This is a genomic window from Pseudomonas sp. S2_A02 (assembly GCF_054668495.1).
The window spans coordinates 2,071,675-2,087,302 of the sequence record NZ_CP162776.1 but is presented as its reverse complement, the minus strand read 5'-3'; the positions used below and the strand labels follow the sequence as shown (position 1 = coordinate 2,087,302).

Sequence of the window (15,628 nt, the reverse complement as noted above, 5' to 3'; positions counted from 1 at the left end):
GCCGTCGGGCTATCGTTTGTCGATAGTCCGATATTCACTGCAAGGAGCCGCTCGGAACGCCGATGCGCCAAATCTTGAAATCTTTTCGGGGGCTTTATTTTGCCTCGCTGATGATGTTGATCGGCTCGGGCCTGTTGAGTACTTACCTTGCCCTGCGCCTGGCAGCCGATAAAGTCGACAGCCTGTGGGTCGGTGCGTTGATGGCCGCCAACTATTTCGGCCTGGTGCTGGGCGGCAAGATCGGCCACCGGCTGATTGCCCGGGTCGGGCATATTCGAGCCTATTCAGCCTGCGCCGGGATCGTCGGCGCGGCAGTGCTGGGTCATGGCCTGGTGGACTGGTTGCCCGCGTGGCTGTTCCTGCGGGTGATCGTCGGCCTGGGCATGATGTGCCAATACATGGTGATCGAAAGCTGGCTCAATGAGCAGGCAGAAGCCAATAAGCGCGGAGTGGTCTTCAGCGGCTACATGATCGCCTCGTACCTGGGGCTGGTATTGGGTCAGCTGATTCTGGTCATGCACCCGGGCCTGGGCCTGGAATTGCTGATGCTGGTCGCGCTGTGTTTCGCCCTGTGCCTTGTGCCGGTTGCCCTGACACGGCGGATTCACCCGGCGCCTTTGCACCCGGCGCCGATGGAACCACGGTTCTTCATCAAGCGCGTGCCGCAGTCATTGAGTACGGTGTTGGGGTCGGGTTTGATCGTCGGTTCGTTCTACGGTCTGGCGCCGCTGTATGCCTCGCAGCAAGGGTTGTCGACCGAACAGGTCGGTCTGTTCATGGGTAGCTGCATTTTTGCAGGGCTGGTGGTGCAGTGGCCGTTGGGTTGGCTGTCGGACCGCTATGACCGGGCGCTGTTGATCCGCTGCTTCGCGTTCAGCCTGGCGCTGGCAGCGTTGCCCTTGGCGATCATGCGACAGGTGCCGCTGGAGGTGCTGTTCATCGCCGGGTTTTTCTGTTCGCTGGTGCAGTTCTGCCTGTACCCGCTGGCGGTGGCATTCTCCAACGACCATGTCGAGGGGGATCGCCGGGTGTCGCTGACGGCGATGTTGCTGGTGACCTACGGTGTCGGCGCGAGTATCGGGCCGCTGGTGGCCGGGGTGTTGATGAAGCTGTTCGGCAGTCAGATGCTCTATGCCTTCTTCAGTTTTTTCGCGTTGGTGCTGGTTTGGCGAATCCGTCCGAAAGCGGTTACCAACCTGCATCAGGTGGACGATGCTCCGCTGCATCACGTGGCCATGCCGGACAGCATGTCGAGTTCACCACTGGTCGCTTGCCTTGACCCGCGAGTCGATGAGCAGGTGGTGCAGGATCAGATGCAGAATCCGGTCAACCCTGAGGCTGACTTCAATCCGGATGCCGAGCCGGAAACCGAAGCTGCAACAGATTCGGAATCGTCAGACCCTGACGCGGGGCGCGAGCAAAGTTTTACCGAAGCAAGGCCTTGATCAAGGCATAAAAAAACGGGCAGTCACCGCGAGGGGCTGCCCGTTTTTTTATGGGAGCGACGTATCAGAAGTCGTCTTTGTCGAAGCGCCGCGCTTCGCGCTGAAGCTGATAGACGAACCGCTCGACTTGGCGCTGCACCAGGCCGCTCATGTTGTGAAAACGCACGCCGGCAAAAGTGGTGTTGATCTTTTCTTCGAAGTGCAGGTAACGCAGCTCGACCGGTGCCGTCATGTTGCCGAAGGGCAGGGCGGCAACGAAGCGGTCATAGACCTGGCCCAGTTGTAGCTTGGCGGTGATATCGCCCTCGAAGCGCAACTTGCAGCCGGTGGCGGAGATGTCCAGCAGTTTGCCGTTGATGGGCGACTTGAGTTTGTCACCCCCCAGTTCGACATTGACCAGTTGTGCCAGCTTCAACGCAGCTCGAAAAGCATTGCGGCGTTGGTGGTAAACCACCTCATCGGGCAGCGCGCCACGGTAGCAGCGGCCATCGCCGGATTCGTCGATGGTCAGCGGGCCATTGCTTTCCCAGGCGATGCGTACACCGTCGTGAAAGCCTTCGACCTTGAACGGTTCGCCAGCCAGCAGATAGCGTTCGCCGTCGCGCGGGATCATTTCGTCCAGGGCGATCATGTTGCGGTCACGGTCGATGTCCACCAGATAACTCTGGAAGCGCTGGCTGCGCTCATGGAACGTGATGATCAGCGGGTCATGGCTGTCTTGCAGCTGACGCAGATTGCCGGAGATTTCCAGGGGCGTGGTGAGCACCTTGGGTGGCTGCGGAGCATCTTCCGCGCTTAAGGCATTGGACACGGGGTATCAATCTCCAGACAAATATGACTACTAGCCAGCATTCTGCCAGCATGTTTCGCGTCTTGATAGAGCGTGCTCATTGAAAGGCTCAAGCCTGACTGAGCGGGCGTGGTTTTGCGAGTTTGGAGGTTGAACCGCGGGCATCGTAGAGCGCTGGCGGCTCGCCGCCGGTGAGGATTTTCAGCTGGTTGGCCGTGGCGGCCTGCTGCACCAGAATCGACTGGCCATTGTTGACATTGGCGGCCTGACACTGGGCCAGGAGATCGGTCAGCACGTCGCTCTGTGCCAGCAACTGGTCGCCAATGCTCGAATGGCTGGCAAGTTGCTCCAGGCCCTGGCGATTGGTTGGCAGGTTGAGGCTGGCGAGGATTTCACTGCGCTTGCGGCCATGCTGCTCAAGCAAAATGATCAATGCCTGTTTCTGCGCCAGAATCTCTTCGAGCAGTGGCATGTCGCGACCATGCAGCGCGAGGGACTCGGTTTGCAGCAGCTCCAGCAGGTGTTGCGCCGGGGCAAAGTCGTCGATGATCAGTTGCAGTAAATTAGTGTCGTGCATGGCTGGCCTTGGGTTTTAAGCGTCCAAAAGCCGGCGCGGGCCGTGGCCTAGCGCTGGGCTTCGAAGTTGAGCAGTTTGCTGGCTACACGGTTGCTGTCGACTTTATAGCTGCCATCGGCAATCGCTGCTTTCAACTCGGCCACGCGGGCTTTGTCGACTGCAGGCTGATCGCGCAGCTTGTCAGTGACCTTCTGCAACTGTTGAGCCTCATTGCTGAGGTGTACCGATTCCCCGCTTTTGGTGGTACTGGCCTGTTCGGCCGGGGTATTCAGCGGCGCGGATTGGCCGGCTTCGGCGGTTTCCTTCGCGGCGCTGGTACGTGTACTGCCCGTAAGTGACGAGGAGCTGTTTAAACGACTGAAATCGATGACCATGACAAAAAACCTCTGGGTATTTGGACGCTTGCCATGTTTTCGGCTCTTCCCCGGAAAACTTTAGGCCCATTTATCGATGAGCTTGCATGCGCCAGCGTGTCTTGCGCATGCGGCACAGTTTAGGGAACAGCCAGGCAGCGCGCCATATTTTCACGAACAGAGGTCCCTGCATGGCCGCTCACATAGAAACTTCCACCTGACCGGGCGCGGTAACTTGCGCCTTGATGACCCGCTGGGAGTTTAGGTTTTTCACGCGAATCTGTTCGCTCATGCCGCCATTGGACAGGGCTTCACCCGGCATGCGTACACTGAGCGTACCACTGCGGGCGGTAATCACCACCTGATCGCCCTTGCGAATGACTTCCGCCTGTTCGAGGTGCACCAGGGTAATGACCTGATCGGCGACCATTGGTCGGGTAAGTTTCTGTCCGATCGCCTGATCCACGGAGGTCAGAAAACCCTGATTTATCAAGCTGATATCACGCTCGCGCAGGGTCACGTCCTGAGGTTCGATAATCCCTGTGCGCTTGAGGGGGCGGGTGGTGGTCACGATGTCGCGAAACAGCCGTACTTGAGCGGGTACGAAGACTGTCCAGGGGGAGGCGCCCTCGCAGCGAACCTTGACCGTGACCCGGCCCAGAGGCCTGGCAGGGCTCTCGAGGGTGGCTGTCAATTCCTTGTCGCACATGGGCATGCGCAGGCGCGGATCGAGCTGGTTGACCTCGATCTCGTAGCGCCCTTGTGTTTGACTCGTGGCCAGATAGTCTTCTACGGTGAATTCAAGAAAGCCCTGAGTGACGCCGATAAGCATGTCAGGCAAGGTAACCGCGTCAGCAAGGGCAGGGCTGCCAGCGTTGAACAGGCAAACGGCCGACATCACGCAGAGCAATCTGCGGCAGGTTGATGTCAGGCGTCGAAAAAATGTCGGTTCTGTGTTCATAAGAGTTAAAAAGCAAGCGCCGTGCCGTTTAGTGATGAATGTGCGTCGCAACACACTTAGCGTTGGTGTAGGAGTCTGGCATGGCTGGTGTAATGGATTCGGTGAACCAGCGCACGCAACTGGTAGGGCAGAATCGCCTTGAGCTGTTGTTGTTCCGTCTCGACGGCCAGCAGCTGTATGGGATCAACGTATTCAAGGTTCGTGAGGTGCTGCAATGCCCCAAGCTGACCCTGATGCCCAAGTCCAGTCCTGTCGTGTGCGGTGTGGCAAATATTCGGGGGGCGACCATTCCGATTCTGGATCTGGCAATGGCGACCGGTTCCGGAGCGCTGAAAGATCAAAGCAATCCCTTCGTGATCATCACGGAGTACAACACCAAGACCCAGGGTTTCCTGGTGCGCTCGGTGGAGCGCATCGTCAACATGAACTGGGAGGAGATTCATCCGCCACCCAAGGGCACCGGGCGCGATCACTACCTGACGGCTGTGACTCGGGTCGACAATCAGTTAGTCGAAATCATCGACGTCGAGAAGGTGCTGGCGGAAGTGGCACCGACACCGGAAGCGATTTCGGTGGGTGTGGTGGATGTCGAGACTCAGCACAAGGCGTTGTCCTTACGCGTGTTGACGGTCGATGATTCATCGGTGGCGCGCAAGCAAGTCACGCGTTGTCTGCAAACGATCGGCGTCGAAGTGGTGGCGTTGAACGACGGTCGGCAAGCGCTGGATTACCTGCGCAAGCTGGTCGATGAAGGCAAGAAGCCGGAAGACGAGTTCCTGATGATGATCTCCGACATCGAGATGCCGGAGATGGACGGGTACACCCTGACAGCCGAGATCCGCGCCGACCCACGCATGCAAAAGCTTCATATCATCCTGCACACTTCGTTGTCGGGTGTGTTCAATCAGGCGATGGTCAAGAAAGTCGGTGCCGATGACTTCCTGGCCAAGTTCCGTCCTGATGACTTGGCATCCCGGGTGGTCGACCGGATCAAAGCAGCAGATATCAGCTAGGGGCGCTTTGCCCCTGGCGGTCAACACGATTTAAGAGGCCGCATCATTGTCTACGGGTAATTTGGATTTCGAACAGTTCCGGGTCTTCCTGGAAAAAGCCTGTGGCATTTTGCTCGGTGAGAACAAGCAATACCTGGTCTCGAGCCGTCTCAATAAACTGATGGAACAGCAGGGCATCAAATCGCTGGGTGAATTGGTTCAGCGCATCCAGACCCAACCGCGCAGCGGTTTGCGCGAGCTGGTGGTGGATGCCATGACCACCAACGAAACCCTGTGGTTTCGTGACACCTATCCGTTTGAAGTCTTGAAGAACAAGGTATTGCCTGAGTCGATCAAGGCAAGCCCTGGCCAGCGCCTGCGGATCTGGTCGGCGGCGTGTTCGTCGGGTCAGGAACCGTATTCGCTGTCGATGTCCATCGATGAGTTCGAGCGGGTCAACATGGGCCAGTTGAAGATGGGCGTGCAGATCGTTGCCACGGATCTGTCCGGCACCATGCTGACCAACTGCAAAACCGGCGAGTACGACAGCCTGGCCATCGGTCGCGGTCTGTCGCCCGAGCGCCTTCAGCGTTACTTCGACCCGAAAGGGCCGGGGCGCTGGGCCATCAAGGCACCGATCAAGAGTCGTGTGGAATTTCGTTCGTTCAACCTGCTCGACAGCTATGCAAGCCTGGGCAAGTTCGACATCGTGTTTTGCCGCAACGTGCTGATCTACTTCTCCGCCGAGGTGAAGAAAGACATCCTGTTGCGTATCCACAGCACGCTCAAGCCCGGCGGCTATCTGTTCCTTGGCGCGTCCGAAGCGCTGAATGGTTTGCCGGATCATTATCAAATGGTCCAGTGCAGCCCGGGGATCATCTACAAGGCGAAGTGATTCGTTGCTTCATCAAAAAACGGGAGTCCTCAGGGGCTCCCGTTTTTTTATGCCTGTAATTATCTCTCAAAATCACCACGCCCCCTGTGGGAGCGGGCTTGCCCGCGATTGCGGTGTAACAAACTACATTGATGTCGACTGATACGACGCTATCGCGGGCAAGCCCGCTCCCACAGGGTCAGTTGTTGTTCTGGCGATTGGTGATAAGCGGCAGAAAAGCGGCAGGCGGCGGAAATCGGTTGCCGCTTTTCTGGCATTGCCGCCTTGCCACCGCGCGCAAAGCCCCGGTTTACGGGCTTTTTTGAATTGGCACGCCGCTTGCTATACCCATCGTACGAAAAATCAGGTCACCCGAAGGTTTCCCGACATGAGCATCAGCTTCGATAAAGCGCTCGGTATCCACGAACAAGCCTTGGGCTTCCGCGCTCAGCGTGCCGAAGTCCTGGCCAACAACATCGCCAACGCCGATACCCCGAACTACAAGGCTCGGGATCTGGATTTCTCGAAAGTGCTCGCCGAGCAGAACGAGAAAACCAAAAACGGCAAGTTCGCCTTGAACATGACCAACAGCCGTCATATCGAAGCTGAAGGCCTGGGCAATGGCGACGAGTCGCTGATGTATCGCACACCGATGCAACCGTCGATCGACCAGAACACCGTGGACGCCCAACTGGAACAGTCGAACTACGCGGAAAACGCGGTCAACTTCCAGGCCAGCTTCACCCTGCTCAACAGTAAATTCAAAGGGCTGGTGTCAGCCCTGCGCGGAGAGTAATCCATGTCTCTATCCAGTGTTTTCAACATTGCCGGTAGCGGCATGAGTGCTCAGACCACGCGCCTGAACACCGTGGCCTCGAACATCGCCAACGCCGAGACCGTCTCGTCGAGCATCGACCAGACCTACCGTGCCCGTCACCCCGTGTTCGCCACCATGTTCCAGGGCGGCCAGAGCGGCGGCAGCGATTCGCTGTTCCAGAACCAGGACGCGGCCGGTCAAGGCGTGCAAGTACTGGGCGTGGTCGAAGACCAGAGCAACCTTGAAGCGCGCTACGAGCCGAACCATCCGGCTGCCGATGCCAAGGGCTACGTCTACTACCCGAACGTCAATGTCGTCGAAGAAATGGCCGACATGATTTCCGCGAGCCGTTCGTTCCAGACCAACGCCGAAATGATGAACACCGCCAAAACCATGATGCAGAAGGTCCTGACCCTCGGTCAGTGATAAGGGGCGATTCACATGAGCGTTATCAGCGATGTTCTGGCCAACTCTTCGGTCCAGAGCCCTACCACCAAAGACAGCCTGACCTCGGCCGCTACCGGCGGCCAGACGCTGGGCAAGGATGCGTTCCTGCAATTGCTGGTGACTCAGCTGAAAAACCAGAACCCGCTCGATCCTCAGGACAACAGCGCGTTCGTGGCCCAGCTGGCCCAGTTCAGTAGCCTGGAAGGCATCACCACGCTGAACGACACTGTCAGCGGTATTGCGGGCAACTACAACTCATCGCAAGCCTTGCAGGCTTCTTCGCTGGTGGGGCGTTCGGTCGTCGCGCAGACCGACAAAACGGTGGTTGACACCTCCAAGAGCCTCAACGGTACCGTCGTGGTACCGACATCGGTTTCCGCCGCCACCGTCAAGATCACCAACTCTGCAGGCACGACCATCCGCACCCTCGACCTGGGCAGTCAAAGCGCCGGCAACGCCAGTTTCATCTGGGACGGCAAGGACAGTTCGGGCGCGGTGGCACCGGCGGGTACTTACACCTTCGGCGCAACGACCACCATCGACGGCACGAACACTTCACTGATTACTTACCTGCCGGCAACGGTCAACAGCGTGACCATCAGCCAGACCGGCGGTGAGTTGATGCTGAACCTGGCAGGCATGGGCAGCGTTGCCCTGTCCAAAGTACAAACCATTGGTATATAGAGCCGACTAGCACGGCACAAAGGAGTGGAATATGTCTTTCAATATCGGCCTTAGCGGTCTCTATGCAGCCAACAAACAACTGGACGTGACCGGCAACAACATCGCCAACGTCGCGACCACCGGTTTCAAATCGTCCCGTGCAGAATTCGAAGACGTGTACTCGGCCACTCGCCTGGGTACCGGCAGCAAGACCATCGGTAATGGCGTGCGTCTGGCCAACGTTTCCCAGCAGTTCAGCCAGGGCGACGTGAACAACACCGGCAACGTGTTGGACATGGGCATCCAGGGCAACGGCTTCTTCATCCTCAGCGACAACGGTTCCCTGAGCTACACCCGTGCCGGTGCGTTCAAGACCGATGCTGAAAACTATGTGGTGGATAACAACGGCAACCGTTTGCAGGGTTACGGCGTCGACTCCAATGGCAAGATCATCAACGGTGTGTTGACTGACTTGAAGATTGATACGTCGGCCCTCAAGCCGAACCCGACGACCAAGGTTGATCAGACGATGAACCTGAACTCGGCTGAAACAACGCCGACGGTGACGCCGTTCAGTCCCACCGATACCAACAGCTATAACAAGACCATTTCTACCAAGGTCTACGATAGCCAGGGTAACGAGCACACTATGGATCAGTACTACGTGAAAACGGGTACCAACGCTTGGCGTGTTCACACTTACATGGACGGTCGTTCCCCGGCCAACCCTGCTACCACGCCTCCAGTGGCGATCACCGCCGACATCACTTTTAACTCCGACGGCAGCATCAACACGCTGACGGCGGGTGCTGGCTGGACCAAGACTGGCAACACGTTGACCATGACCGGTTGGGTGCCTGGTGCCGTGACCAACGCCGCAACGACTCCTGTGACCTGGGGCCCGAACGGTTCCGTCGCGGCCACGGGTGGTATTGCGTTCAACATGGCGTTGACCACCTCTTACAACTCGCCAACCGCTCGTACCGCCCAATTCCAGGATGGCTACGCCACCGGCCAGATCTCCAGCCTGACCATCGACGCCAGCGGCGTCATGACCGCCAACTTCAGCAACCAGCAAACCAAGGCCATCGGCCAGGTAGCGGTCGCCAGCTTCGCCAACGAGCAAGGCCTGCAGCCAGTGGGCGGCACACGCTGGAAAGAAACCTTCGCCTCCGGCGTGGCCGGTGTCGATGCACCGAAGACTGGTACCTTGGGTTCGGTGGTGTCCAACTCCCTGGAAGAGTCCAACGTCAACCTGACCAACGAACTGGTTGACCTGATCAAGGCGCAGAGTAACTACCAGGCGAACGCCAAGACCATTTCCACCCAGAGCACCATCATGCAGACCATCATTCAGATGACTTGATGCTTGATAGTGCTGCATAAAGAACCCCTCGCAAGAGGGGTTTTTTTATAGTCGGGGTTTTTGTCGGGTATCGGGGTTTGTGTCGTTGGTGAGGGCCTCTTCGCGGGCAAGCCTCGCTCCTACAGGGTTATACGTCGCCCAGATGATCAATGTGATCCTGTAGGAGCGAGGCTTGCTCGCGATGGCGTCAGACCGGCCACCACATTCATCAAGGCAAAAGAAAACCCCCGACCAATCCAGAGGACTGATCGGGGGTTATCGAGGTAAGCGCCTTTCAGCGCTCACCCGCTCAGCTTATTGGCAAGCTTCGCAATCCGGCTCGTCGATAGCACAAGCCTTCGGCACTGGAGCAGGGCCGGCAGGCGCTGCCAGAACCGAATCGTCGCCGTGGTTGCCGCCGCTGGAAACAGCGTTCAGCTTACCGGTGTTGATGGTCGACTTCTCGGTGCTGGTCGCGGCCAGGGCACGGAGGTAGTAGGTGGTTTTCAGACCACGGTACCAGGCCATGCGGTAGGTCACGTCCAGCTTCTTGCCCGAAGCGCCGGCGATGTACAGGTTCAGGGACTGAGCCTGGTCGATCCACTTCTGACGACGGCTGGCGGCGTCAACGATCCACTTGGTGTCCACTTCGAACGCAGTTGCGTAGAGCTCTTTGAGTTCTTGCGGGATGCGTTCGATCTGCTGCACCGAACCGTCGTAGTACTTCAGGTCGTTGATCATGACCGAGTCCCACAGGCCGCGAGCTTTCAGGTCGCGAACCAGGTACGGGTTGATCACGGTGAATTCGCCCGACAGGTTCGATTTCACGTAGAGGTTCTGGTAGGTCGGTTCGATCGACTGCGACACGCCAGTGATGTTGGCGATGGTCGCGGTCGGTGCGATGGCCATGATGTTGGAGTTACGAATGCCTTTCTGCACACGGGCACGAACCGGTGCCCAGTCCAGGGATTCGTTCAGGTCAACGTCGATGTACTTCTGGCCACGTTGCTCGATCAGGATCTGTTGCGAGTCCAGCGGCAGGATGCCTTTGGACCACAGCGAACCCTGGAACGTCTCGTAGGCGCCGCGCTCGTCGGCCAGGTCGCAGGAAGCCTGGATCGCGTAGTAGCTGACCGCTTCCATCGACTTGTCGGCGAACTCGACGGCAGCGTCGGAACCGTAAGGAATGTGCTGCAGGTACAGCGCGTCCTGGAAGCCCATGATGCCCAGACCGACCGGACGGTGCTTGAAGTTGGAGTTCTTCGCTTGCGGCACCGAGTAGTAGTTGATGTCGATAACGTTATCGAGCATGCGAACGGCGGTGTTCACGGTGCGTTCCAGCTTGGCGGTGTCCAGCTTGCCGTTGGTGATGTGGTTCGGCAGGTTGATCGAGCCCAGGTTGCAAACGGCGATCTCGTCCTTGTTGGTGTTCAAGGTGATCTCGGTGCACAGGTTCGAGCTGTGAACCACGCCGACGTGCTGCTGCGGGCTACGCAGGTTGCACGGGTCTTTGAAGGTCAGCCATGGGTGGCCGGTTTCAAACAGCATGGACAGCATTTTGCGCCACAGGTCTTTGGCCTGGATGGTCTTGAACAGCTTGATCTTGCCTGGGTACTGGGACAGGGCTTCGTAGTACTCGTAACGCTCTTCGAAAGCCTTGCCGGTCAGGTCGTGCAGGTCTGGAACTTCGGATGGCGAGAACAGGGTCCACGGGCCGTCATCGAAGACGCGCTTCATGAACAGGTCAGGGATCCAGTTGGCGGTGTTCATGTCGTGGGTACGACGACGGTCATCACCGGTGTTCTTGCGCAGTTCGATGAACTCCTCGATGTCCATGTGCCAGGTTTCCAGGTAGGCACACACAGCGCCTTTGCGCTTGCCACCCTGGTTAACGGCGACGGCGGTGTCGTTCACTACTTTCAGGAACGGTACAACGCCCTGGGATTTGCCGTTGGTGCCCTTGATGTACGAACCCAGCGCACGAACCGGCGTCCAGTCGTTGCCCAGGCCGCCTGCGAATTTCGACAACATGGCGTTGTCGTGGATCGCGTGGTAGATGCCCGACAGGTCATCCGGCACGGTGGTCAGGTAGCAGCTCGACAACTGTGGACGCAAAGTACCGGCGTTGAACAGGGTCGGAGTCGAGGACATGTAGTCGAAGGACGACAACAGGTTGTAGAACTCGATCGCACGGTCTTCTTTGTTCTTCTCTTCGATTGCCAGGCCCATGGCCACGCGCATGAAGAAAATCTGCGGCAGTTCGAAGCGAATACCATCCTTGTGGATGAAGTAACGGTCGTACAGGGTTTGCAGGCCCAGGTACGTGAACTGCTGATCGCGCTCGTGGTTGATTGCCTTGCCGAGTTTTTCCAGGTCGAAAGTCGCCAGGACCGGGTTCAGCAATTCGAATTCGATACCTTTGGCGATGTACGCCGGTAGCGCCTTGGCGTACAGGTCGACCATTTCGTGGTGGGTCGCGCTCTCGGCGACGCCCAGGAAGTTCAGGCCTTCGGCACGCAGGGTGTCCATCAGCAGGCGAGCGGTCACGAACGAGTAGTTCGGCTCACGCTCAACCAGGGTACGGGCGGTCATCACCAGGGCGGTGTTGACGTCGGTCAGGGCCACGCCGTCGTACAGGTTTTTCAGGGTTTCGCGCTGGATCAGGTCGCCGTCGACTTCTTCCAGGCCTTCGCACGCTTCGGTAACGATGGTGTTCAGGCGACCCATGTCCAGAGGAGCAAAGGTGCCATCGGCGCGGGTGATGCGGATCGACGGGTGAGCCTGTACCGCGTCCTCGGCAGGGGCGCGCACAGCGCGTTCCTTGGAACGGGCGTCACGGTAGATCACGTAGTCGCGGGCAACTTTCTGCTCGCCGGCACGCATCAGGGCCAGTTCGACCTGGTCCTGGATTTCTTCGATGTGGATGGTGCCGCCCGATGGCATGCGACGCTTGAAGGTCGCGGTGACCTGTTCGGTCAGGCGGGCAACAGTGTCGTGGATGCGCGACGAAGCGGCAGCGGTGCCGCCCTCAACTGCGAGAAACGCTTTGGTGATGGCGACGGTGATCTTGTCATCGGTGTAAGGAACGACAGTGCCGTTACGCTTGATCACGCGCAGCTGACCAGGCGCGGTGGCGGACAGATCCGAAGTCGAATCTGCGGCCTGCGGCAAGGTGCCCTGCGGGTTCTCGCGAGTTGTGTCGGTTTGCATGGGGGGTTGTCTCCACATTCTCTATGTTTGTTTGGGCACCATCACGGTGCCCACCGTTCCGTCCTGAAGCACTACAACCGGCGAGGGGCCGGGCATACCAACTTCGGGACAGATCAGGAAGGGGCAATTGGGGCGCCGCTTCCATGCCGAAGTCTTTGGTCCCAGGCCTTGAACCTGAAACCGGGATCCTTTTGGGTGACAGTAATTGACTGCAACACCCGTACCGTTAACGCCGTTTTCGGCTCAAAAACAGTAGCCATCCGCACGCGCGGTTTGGTCTTTCAAAAATACGTTTGGTTCAACCGGAAAGAGGCAATAAAAGCGCTTGAAATCGGTGTCCGGTTTGTGTTTGGTTTTTGGCGTAAAACCCTACATGTAGGGTTTTTTTCGCGCCGAGGTACAAGATAATGCGTTTTGGAGGGTGTTGCAACGTACTACCTGTGGATAAACCTGTGCGTAAATTGTGTGTGAAACGTAGAACGAGCGTGTAGGCCGCGACCTAGCTGGAGCGGACCGTTTTTCACTGATTTTCAATGATTGAAAACGGTCATTTGGATTTTTAAGGGCGCGAACCCTATCACAAAAATCCGCGTTGTCCGAACGCATTTACCGGCTTGTGTTCTCGGCGGGCGGCGTTTATACAATCGGCCAGTGCGTACGCATTCTTATCCTCCCCAATCATTACAAAAAGACGGGCGGATCCTTCCTTATTAAGTGTTGTTGGCAAGCAGAGGTCACCGTGGAGCAAGAAGCCTGGCAGGTATTGATTGTGGAGGACGACCAGCGTCTGGCCGAACTGACCCGCGACTACCTGGAAGCCAATGGTCTGCGCGTATCGATCGAGGGCAACGGCGCCTTGGCCGCGGCACGGATCATCAAGGAGAAACCGGACCTGGTGATCCTCGACCTGATGTTGCCGGGCGAAGACGGCCTGAGCATCTGCCGCAAGGTCCGCGACAAGTATGACGGCCCGATCCTGATGCTCACCGCCCGCACCGACGACACCGATCAGATTCTCGGCCTGGACCTGGGCGCCGACGACTACGTGTGCAAACCGGTTCGCCCACGTCTGCTGCTGGCGCGCATCCAGGCCTTGTTGCGACGCAGTGAAACCCCTGAAGTGGCGCCGGAAAAACAACGGCGTCTGCAGTTCGGTCCGTTGGTGGTCGACAACGCATTGCGCGAAGCCTGGCTGAACGACAACGGCATCGAGTTGACCAGCGCCGAGTTCGACTTGCTCTGGCTGCTGGTCGCCAACGCCGGGCGCATTCTGTCCCGGGAAGAGATTTTCACCGCGCTGCGTGGCATCGGCTATGACGGTCAGGACCGTTCCATCGACGTGCGCATCTCGCGCATTCGCCCGAAAATCGGCGATGACCCGGAGCATCCGCGGCTGATCAAGACCATCCGCAGCAAAGGTTATCTGTTCGTTCCGGAAGCCTGCACGCTGTGAACTCGATCTTCCTGCGCATTTATGGCGGCATGTGTGCGGCGCTGATTCTGGTCGCCGTACTCGGCGTGCTGGCCTTGCACCTGCTCAACCAGGTGCGCGGCGAGCAATACCGCGAACGCCTGGCCCACGGCACGTTCTCGCTGATGGCCGACAATCTGAACCCGATGAACGAAACCGAGCGCCATCGTGCCTTGCTGGTGTGGGAGCGGTTGCTGGGGATTCCTCTGGCGCTGAAGACCTTTGCCCAGACCGACCTCGACCTCACCCAGCGCACCCGCGTGCTGCGCGGTCAGGCGCTGGTGGAACAGACCGGTCCGCATGCGGCGAAGGTTTACCGGTTGATCAGCGACAAGGAACAGCTGGTGCTGACCGGCGAAGTCCAGCAGATCAGCGAACAACTGGCCCGGGCGACTATTTACCTGCTGGCCGATGAGCTGGTGCGCTACCCGGTGGCCGAGCAACCCGAGCGCCTGGCGCAGTTGAAGCGCGATAAAGGGTTTGGTTTCGACTTGCGGCTGGTGACGATCGAACAGGCGGACATGGACGAGGACCAGAGTCGCCGGGTGTCCGAGGGTGACACGGTGATGGCGCTGGGCAAGGGCGGCGATTCGATCCGGGTGTTTGCCGGCATGGTCGGTACGCCGTGGGTGTTGGAAATCGGCCCGTTGTATCAGATGAATCCTTACCCGCCTGAGTGGCTGGTGCTGATCGCGGCACTTGGCTTGAGCCTGATCGGTTTGATCGTTTATCTGTTGGTGCGTCAACTCGAGCGCCGTTTGCGCGGTCTGGAAGCCGCCGCCACACGGATCGCCCAGGGCAGCCTGGAAACCCGCGTACCGGCACGCGGCGCGGACTCGGTGGGGCGCCTGGCCTCGGCGTTCAACGGCATGGCCGAGCACTTGCAACAATTGTTGGCGATTCAGCGAGAACTGGTGCGTGCCGTGTCGCATGAACTGCGCACGCCGGTCGCGCGTTTGCGTTTTGGCCTGGAGATGATCGGCTCGGCCACCACGCCTGAGGCGCTGGAAAAATACCGCGAAGGGATGGACCACGACATCGAGGACCTCGATCGACTGGTCGACGAGATGCTCACCTATGCGCGGCTGGAGCAAGGTTCGCCGGCGCTGAACTTTCAGCGGATCGATCTGGATGCGTTGGTCAATCAGGTGATCGAAGAACTGGCGCCACTGCGCGCCGAGGTCACGGTACAGCGAGGCTTGTGTCTGTCGGCCGCCGATTGCGACGACGCCTGGGTCGAGGCCGAGCCGCGTTACTTGCACCGGGCGTTGCAGAACCTGGTGAGCAACGCCATGCGCCATGCCCATTCCCGGGTGACCGTCAGTTATCAGGTGGGGCAGCAGCGCTGTCGGGTGGATGTCGAGGATGACGGGCCGGGCGTGCCGGAAACCGCGTGGGAGAAAATCTTCACACCGTTCCTGCGCCTCGATGACAGCCGCACCCGCGCCTCGGGCGGGCATGGGTTGGGGTTGTCGATTGTGCGGCGGATCATCCATTGGCACGACGGGCGAGCATTGATCAGCAAGAGCAAAAGCCTGGGCGGGGCCTGTTTCAGTTTGAGCTGGCCGAGGAATCAGGAGAGGCGTTGAGATTGTGGGTGTCCTTTAGGGCCCCATCGCGGGCAAGCCCGCTCCCACAGTTTCAGTGATGCTCACAGATTTTGTGTACGACACGGACCCTGTG

At 58.7% G+C, this 15,628-nt stretch carries 14 protein-coding genes; 9 read left to right on the top strand and 5 right to left on the bottom strand.

Annotated features, from left to right (window positions below; translation table 11 throughout):
- The first annotated feature begins 62 nt into the window (after positions 1-62).
- Positions 63-1,445, top strand: coding sequence for an MFS transporter (locus AB4O41_RS09540; protein ID WP_367374610.1), 1,383 nt, complete (start codon positions 63-65; stop codon positions 1,443-1,445).
- Between the two features lie 64 nt (positions 1,446-1,509).
- Here the strand turns inward: AB4O41_RS09540 and AB4O41_RS09535 are convergent, their stop codons facing one another.
- The 4 genes from AB4O41_RS09535 to flgA all read right to left on the bottom strand — a co-directional run bounded on the left by AB4O41_RS09535 (position 1,510) and on the right by flgA (position 4,126).
- Positions 1,510-2,256 carry a flagellar brake protein gene (locus tag AB4O41_RS09535; RefSeq protein WP_460147464.1) on the bottom strand — a complete coding sequence of 249 codons (747 nt, stop codon included), beginning with the start codon at positions 2,254-2,256 and terminating at the stop codon, positions 1,510-1,512.
- An 88-nt stretch (positions 2,257-2,344) separates the two neighbouring features.
- Complete coding sequence (locus tag AB4O41_RS09530; protein WP_008071798.1) at positions 2,345-2,812, bottom strand: flagella synthesis protein FlgN; 468 nt, start codon at positions 2,810-2,812, stop codon at positions 2,345-2,347.
- 47 nt (positions 2,813-2,859) lie between these two features.
- Positions 2,860-3,186 (bottom strand): flagellar biosynthesis anti-sigma factor FlgM, encoded by a 327-nt coding sequence (flgM, locus tag AB4O41_RS09525; protein ID WP_105346318.1) that lies wholly within the window; start codon positions 3,184-3,186, stop codon positions 2,860-2,862.
- A 178-nt stretch (positions 3,187-3,364) separates the two neighbouring features.
- A complete protein-coding gene (gene flgA, locus AB4O41_RS09520; RefSeq protein WP_460148318.1) occupies positions 3,365-4,126 on the bottom strand; it encodes a flagellar basal body P-ring formation chaperone FlgA in 762 nt (253 codons plus the stop codon).
- 80 nt (positions 4,127-4,206) lie between these two features.
- Here flgA and AB4O41_RS09515 point away from each other — a divergent pair, with 80 nt between their 5' ends.
- From AB4O41_RS09515 to flgE, 6 genes are all read left to right on the top strand, one after another.
- Positions 4,207-5,139 (top strand): chemotaxis protein CheV, encoded by a 933-nt coding sequence (locus AB4O41_RS09515; protein ID WP_095051642.1) that lies wholly within the window; start codon positions 4,207-4,209, stop codon positions 5,137-5,139.
- A gap of 46 nt (positions 5,140-5,185) precedes the next feature.
- Positions 5,186-6,013, top strand: coding sequence for a protein-glutamate O-methyltransferase CheR (gene cheR, locus AB4O41_RS09510; RefSeq protein WP_367374614.1), 828 nt, complete (start codon positions 5,186-5,188; stop codon positions 6,011-6,013).
- Between the two features lie 367 nt (positions 6,014-6,380).
- Positions 6,381-6,788, top strand: a complete 408-nt coding sequence (gene flgB, locus AB4O41_RS09505) for a flagellar basal body rod protein FlgB (protein ID WP_007899124.1) — start codon at positions 6,381-6,383, stop codon at positions 6,786-6,788.
- Positions 6,789-6,791: 3 nt separating this feature from the next.
- Positions 6,792-7,235: a flagellar basal body rod protein FlgC gene (flgC, locus tag AB4O41_RS09500; RefSeq protein WP_007937507.1), complete on the top strand. Its 444-nt coding sequence runs from the start codon at positions 6,792-6,794 to the stop codon at positions 7,233-7,235.
- A gap of 15 nt (positions 7,236-7,250) precedes the next feature.
- Positions 7,251-7,940, top strand: a complete 690-nt coding sequence (gene flgD, locus AB4O41_RS09495) for a flagellar hook assembly protein FlgD (RefSeq protein WP_460147461.1) — start codon at positions 7,251-7,253, stop codon at positions 7,938-7,940.
- Positions 7,941-7,971: 31 nt separating this feature from the next.
- Positions 7,972-9,285 carry a flagellar hook protein FlgE gene (gene flgE, locus AB4O41_RS09490; RefSeq protein ID WP_460147460.1) on the top strand — a complete coding sequence of 438 codons (1,314 nt, stop codon included), beginning with the start codon at positions 7,972-7,974 and terminating at the stop codon, positions 9,283-9,285.
- Positions 9,286-9,579: 294 nt separating this feature from the next.
- On the opposite strand, the gene AB4O41_RS09485 is transcribed toward flgE, so the two are convergent.
- A complete protein-coding gene (locus AB4O41_RS09485; protein WP_460147458.1) occupies positions 9,580-12,474 on the bottom strand; it encodes a ribonucleoside-diphosphate reductase subunit alpha in 2,895 nt (964 codons plus the stop codon).
- 739 nt (positions 12,475-13,213) lie between these two features.
- Between AB4O41_RS09485 and AB4O41_RS09480 the strand changes: the two genes are divergently transcribed.
- Together AB4O41_RS09480 and AB4O41_RS09475 are read left to right on the top strand one after the other, a co-directional pair.
- The gene (locus tag AB4O41_RS09480) at positions 13,214-13,927 is read left to right on the top strand and encodes a response regulator (protein ID WP_046046510.1); all 714 of its coding nucleotides are present in this window, start codon (positions 13,214-13,216) and stop codon (positions 13,925-13,927) included.
- Positions 13,924-15,534: an ATP-binding protein gene (locus AB4O41_RS09475; protein WP_460147456.1), complete on the top strand. Its 1,611-nt coding sequence runs from the start codon at positions 13,924-13,926 to the stop codon at positions 15,532-15,534. The genes AB4O41_RS09480 and AB4O41_RS09475 overlap by 4 nt, the downstream gene beginning before the upstream one ends.
- Positions 15,535-15,628 lie beyond the last annotated feature (94 nt).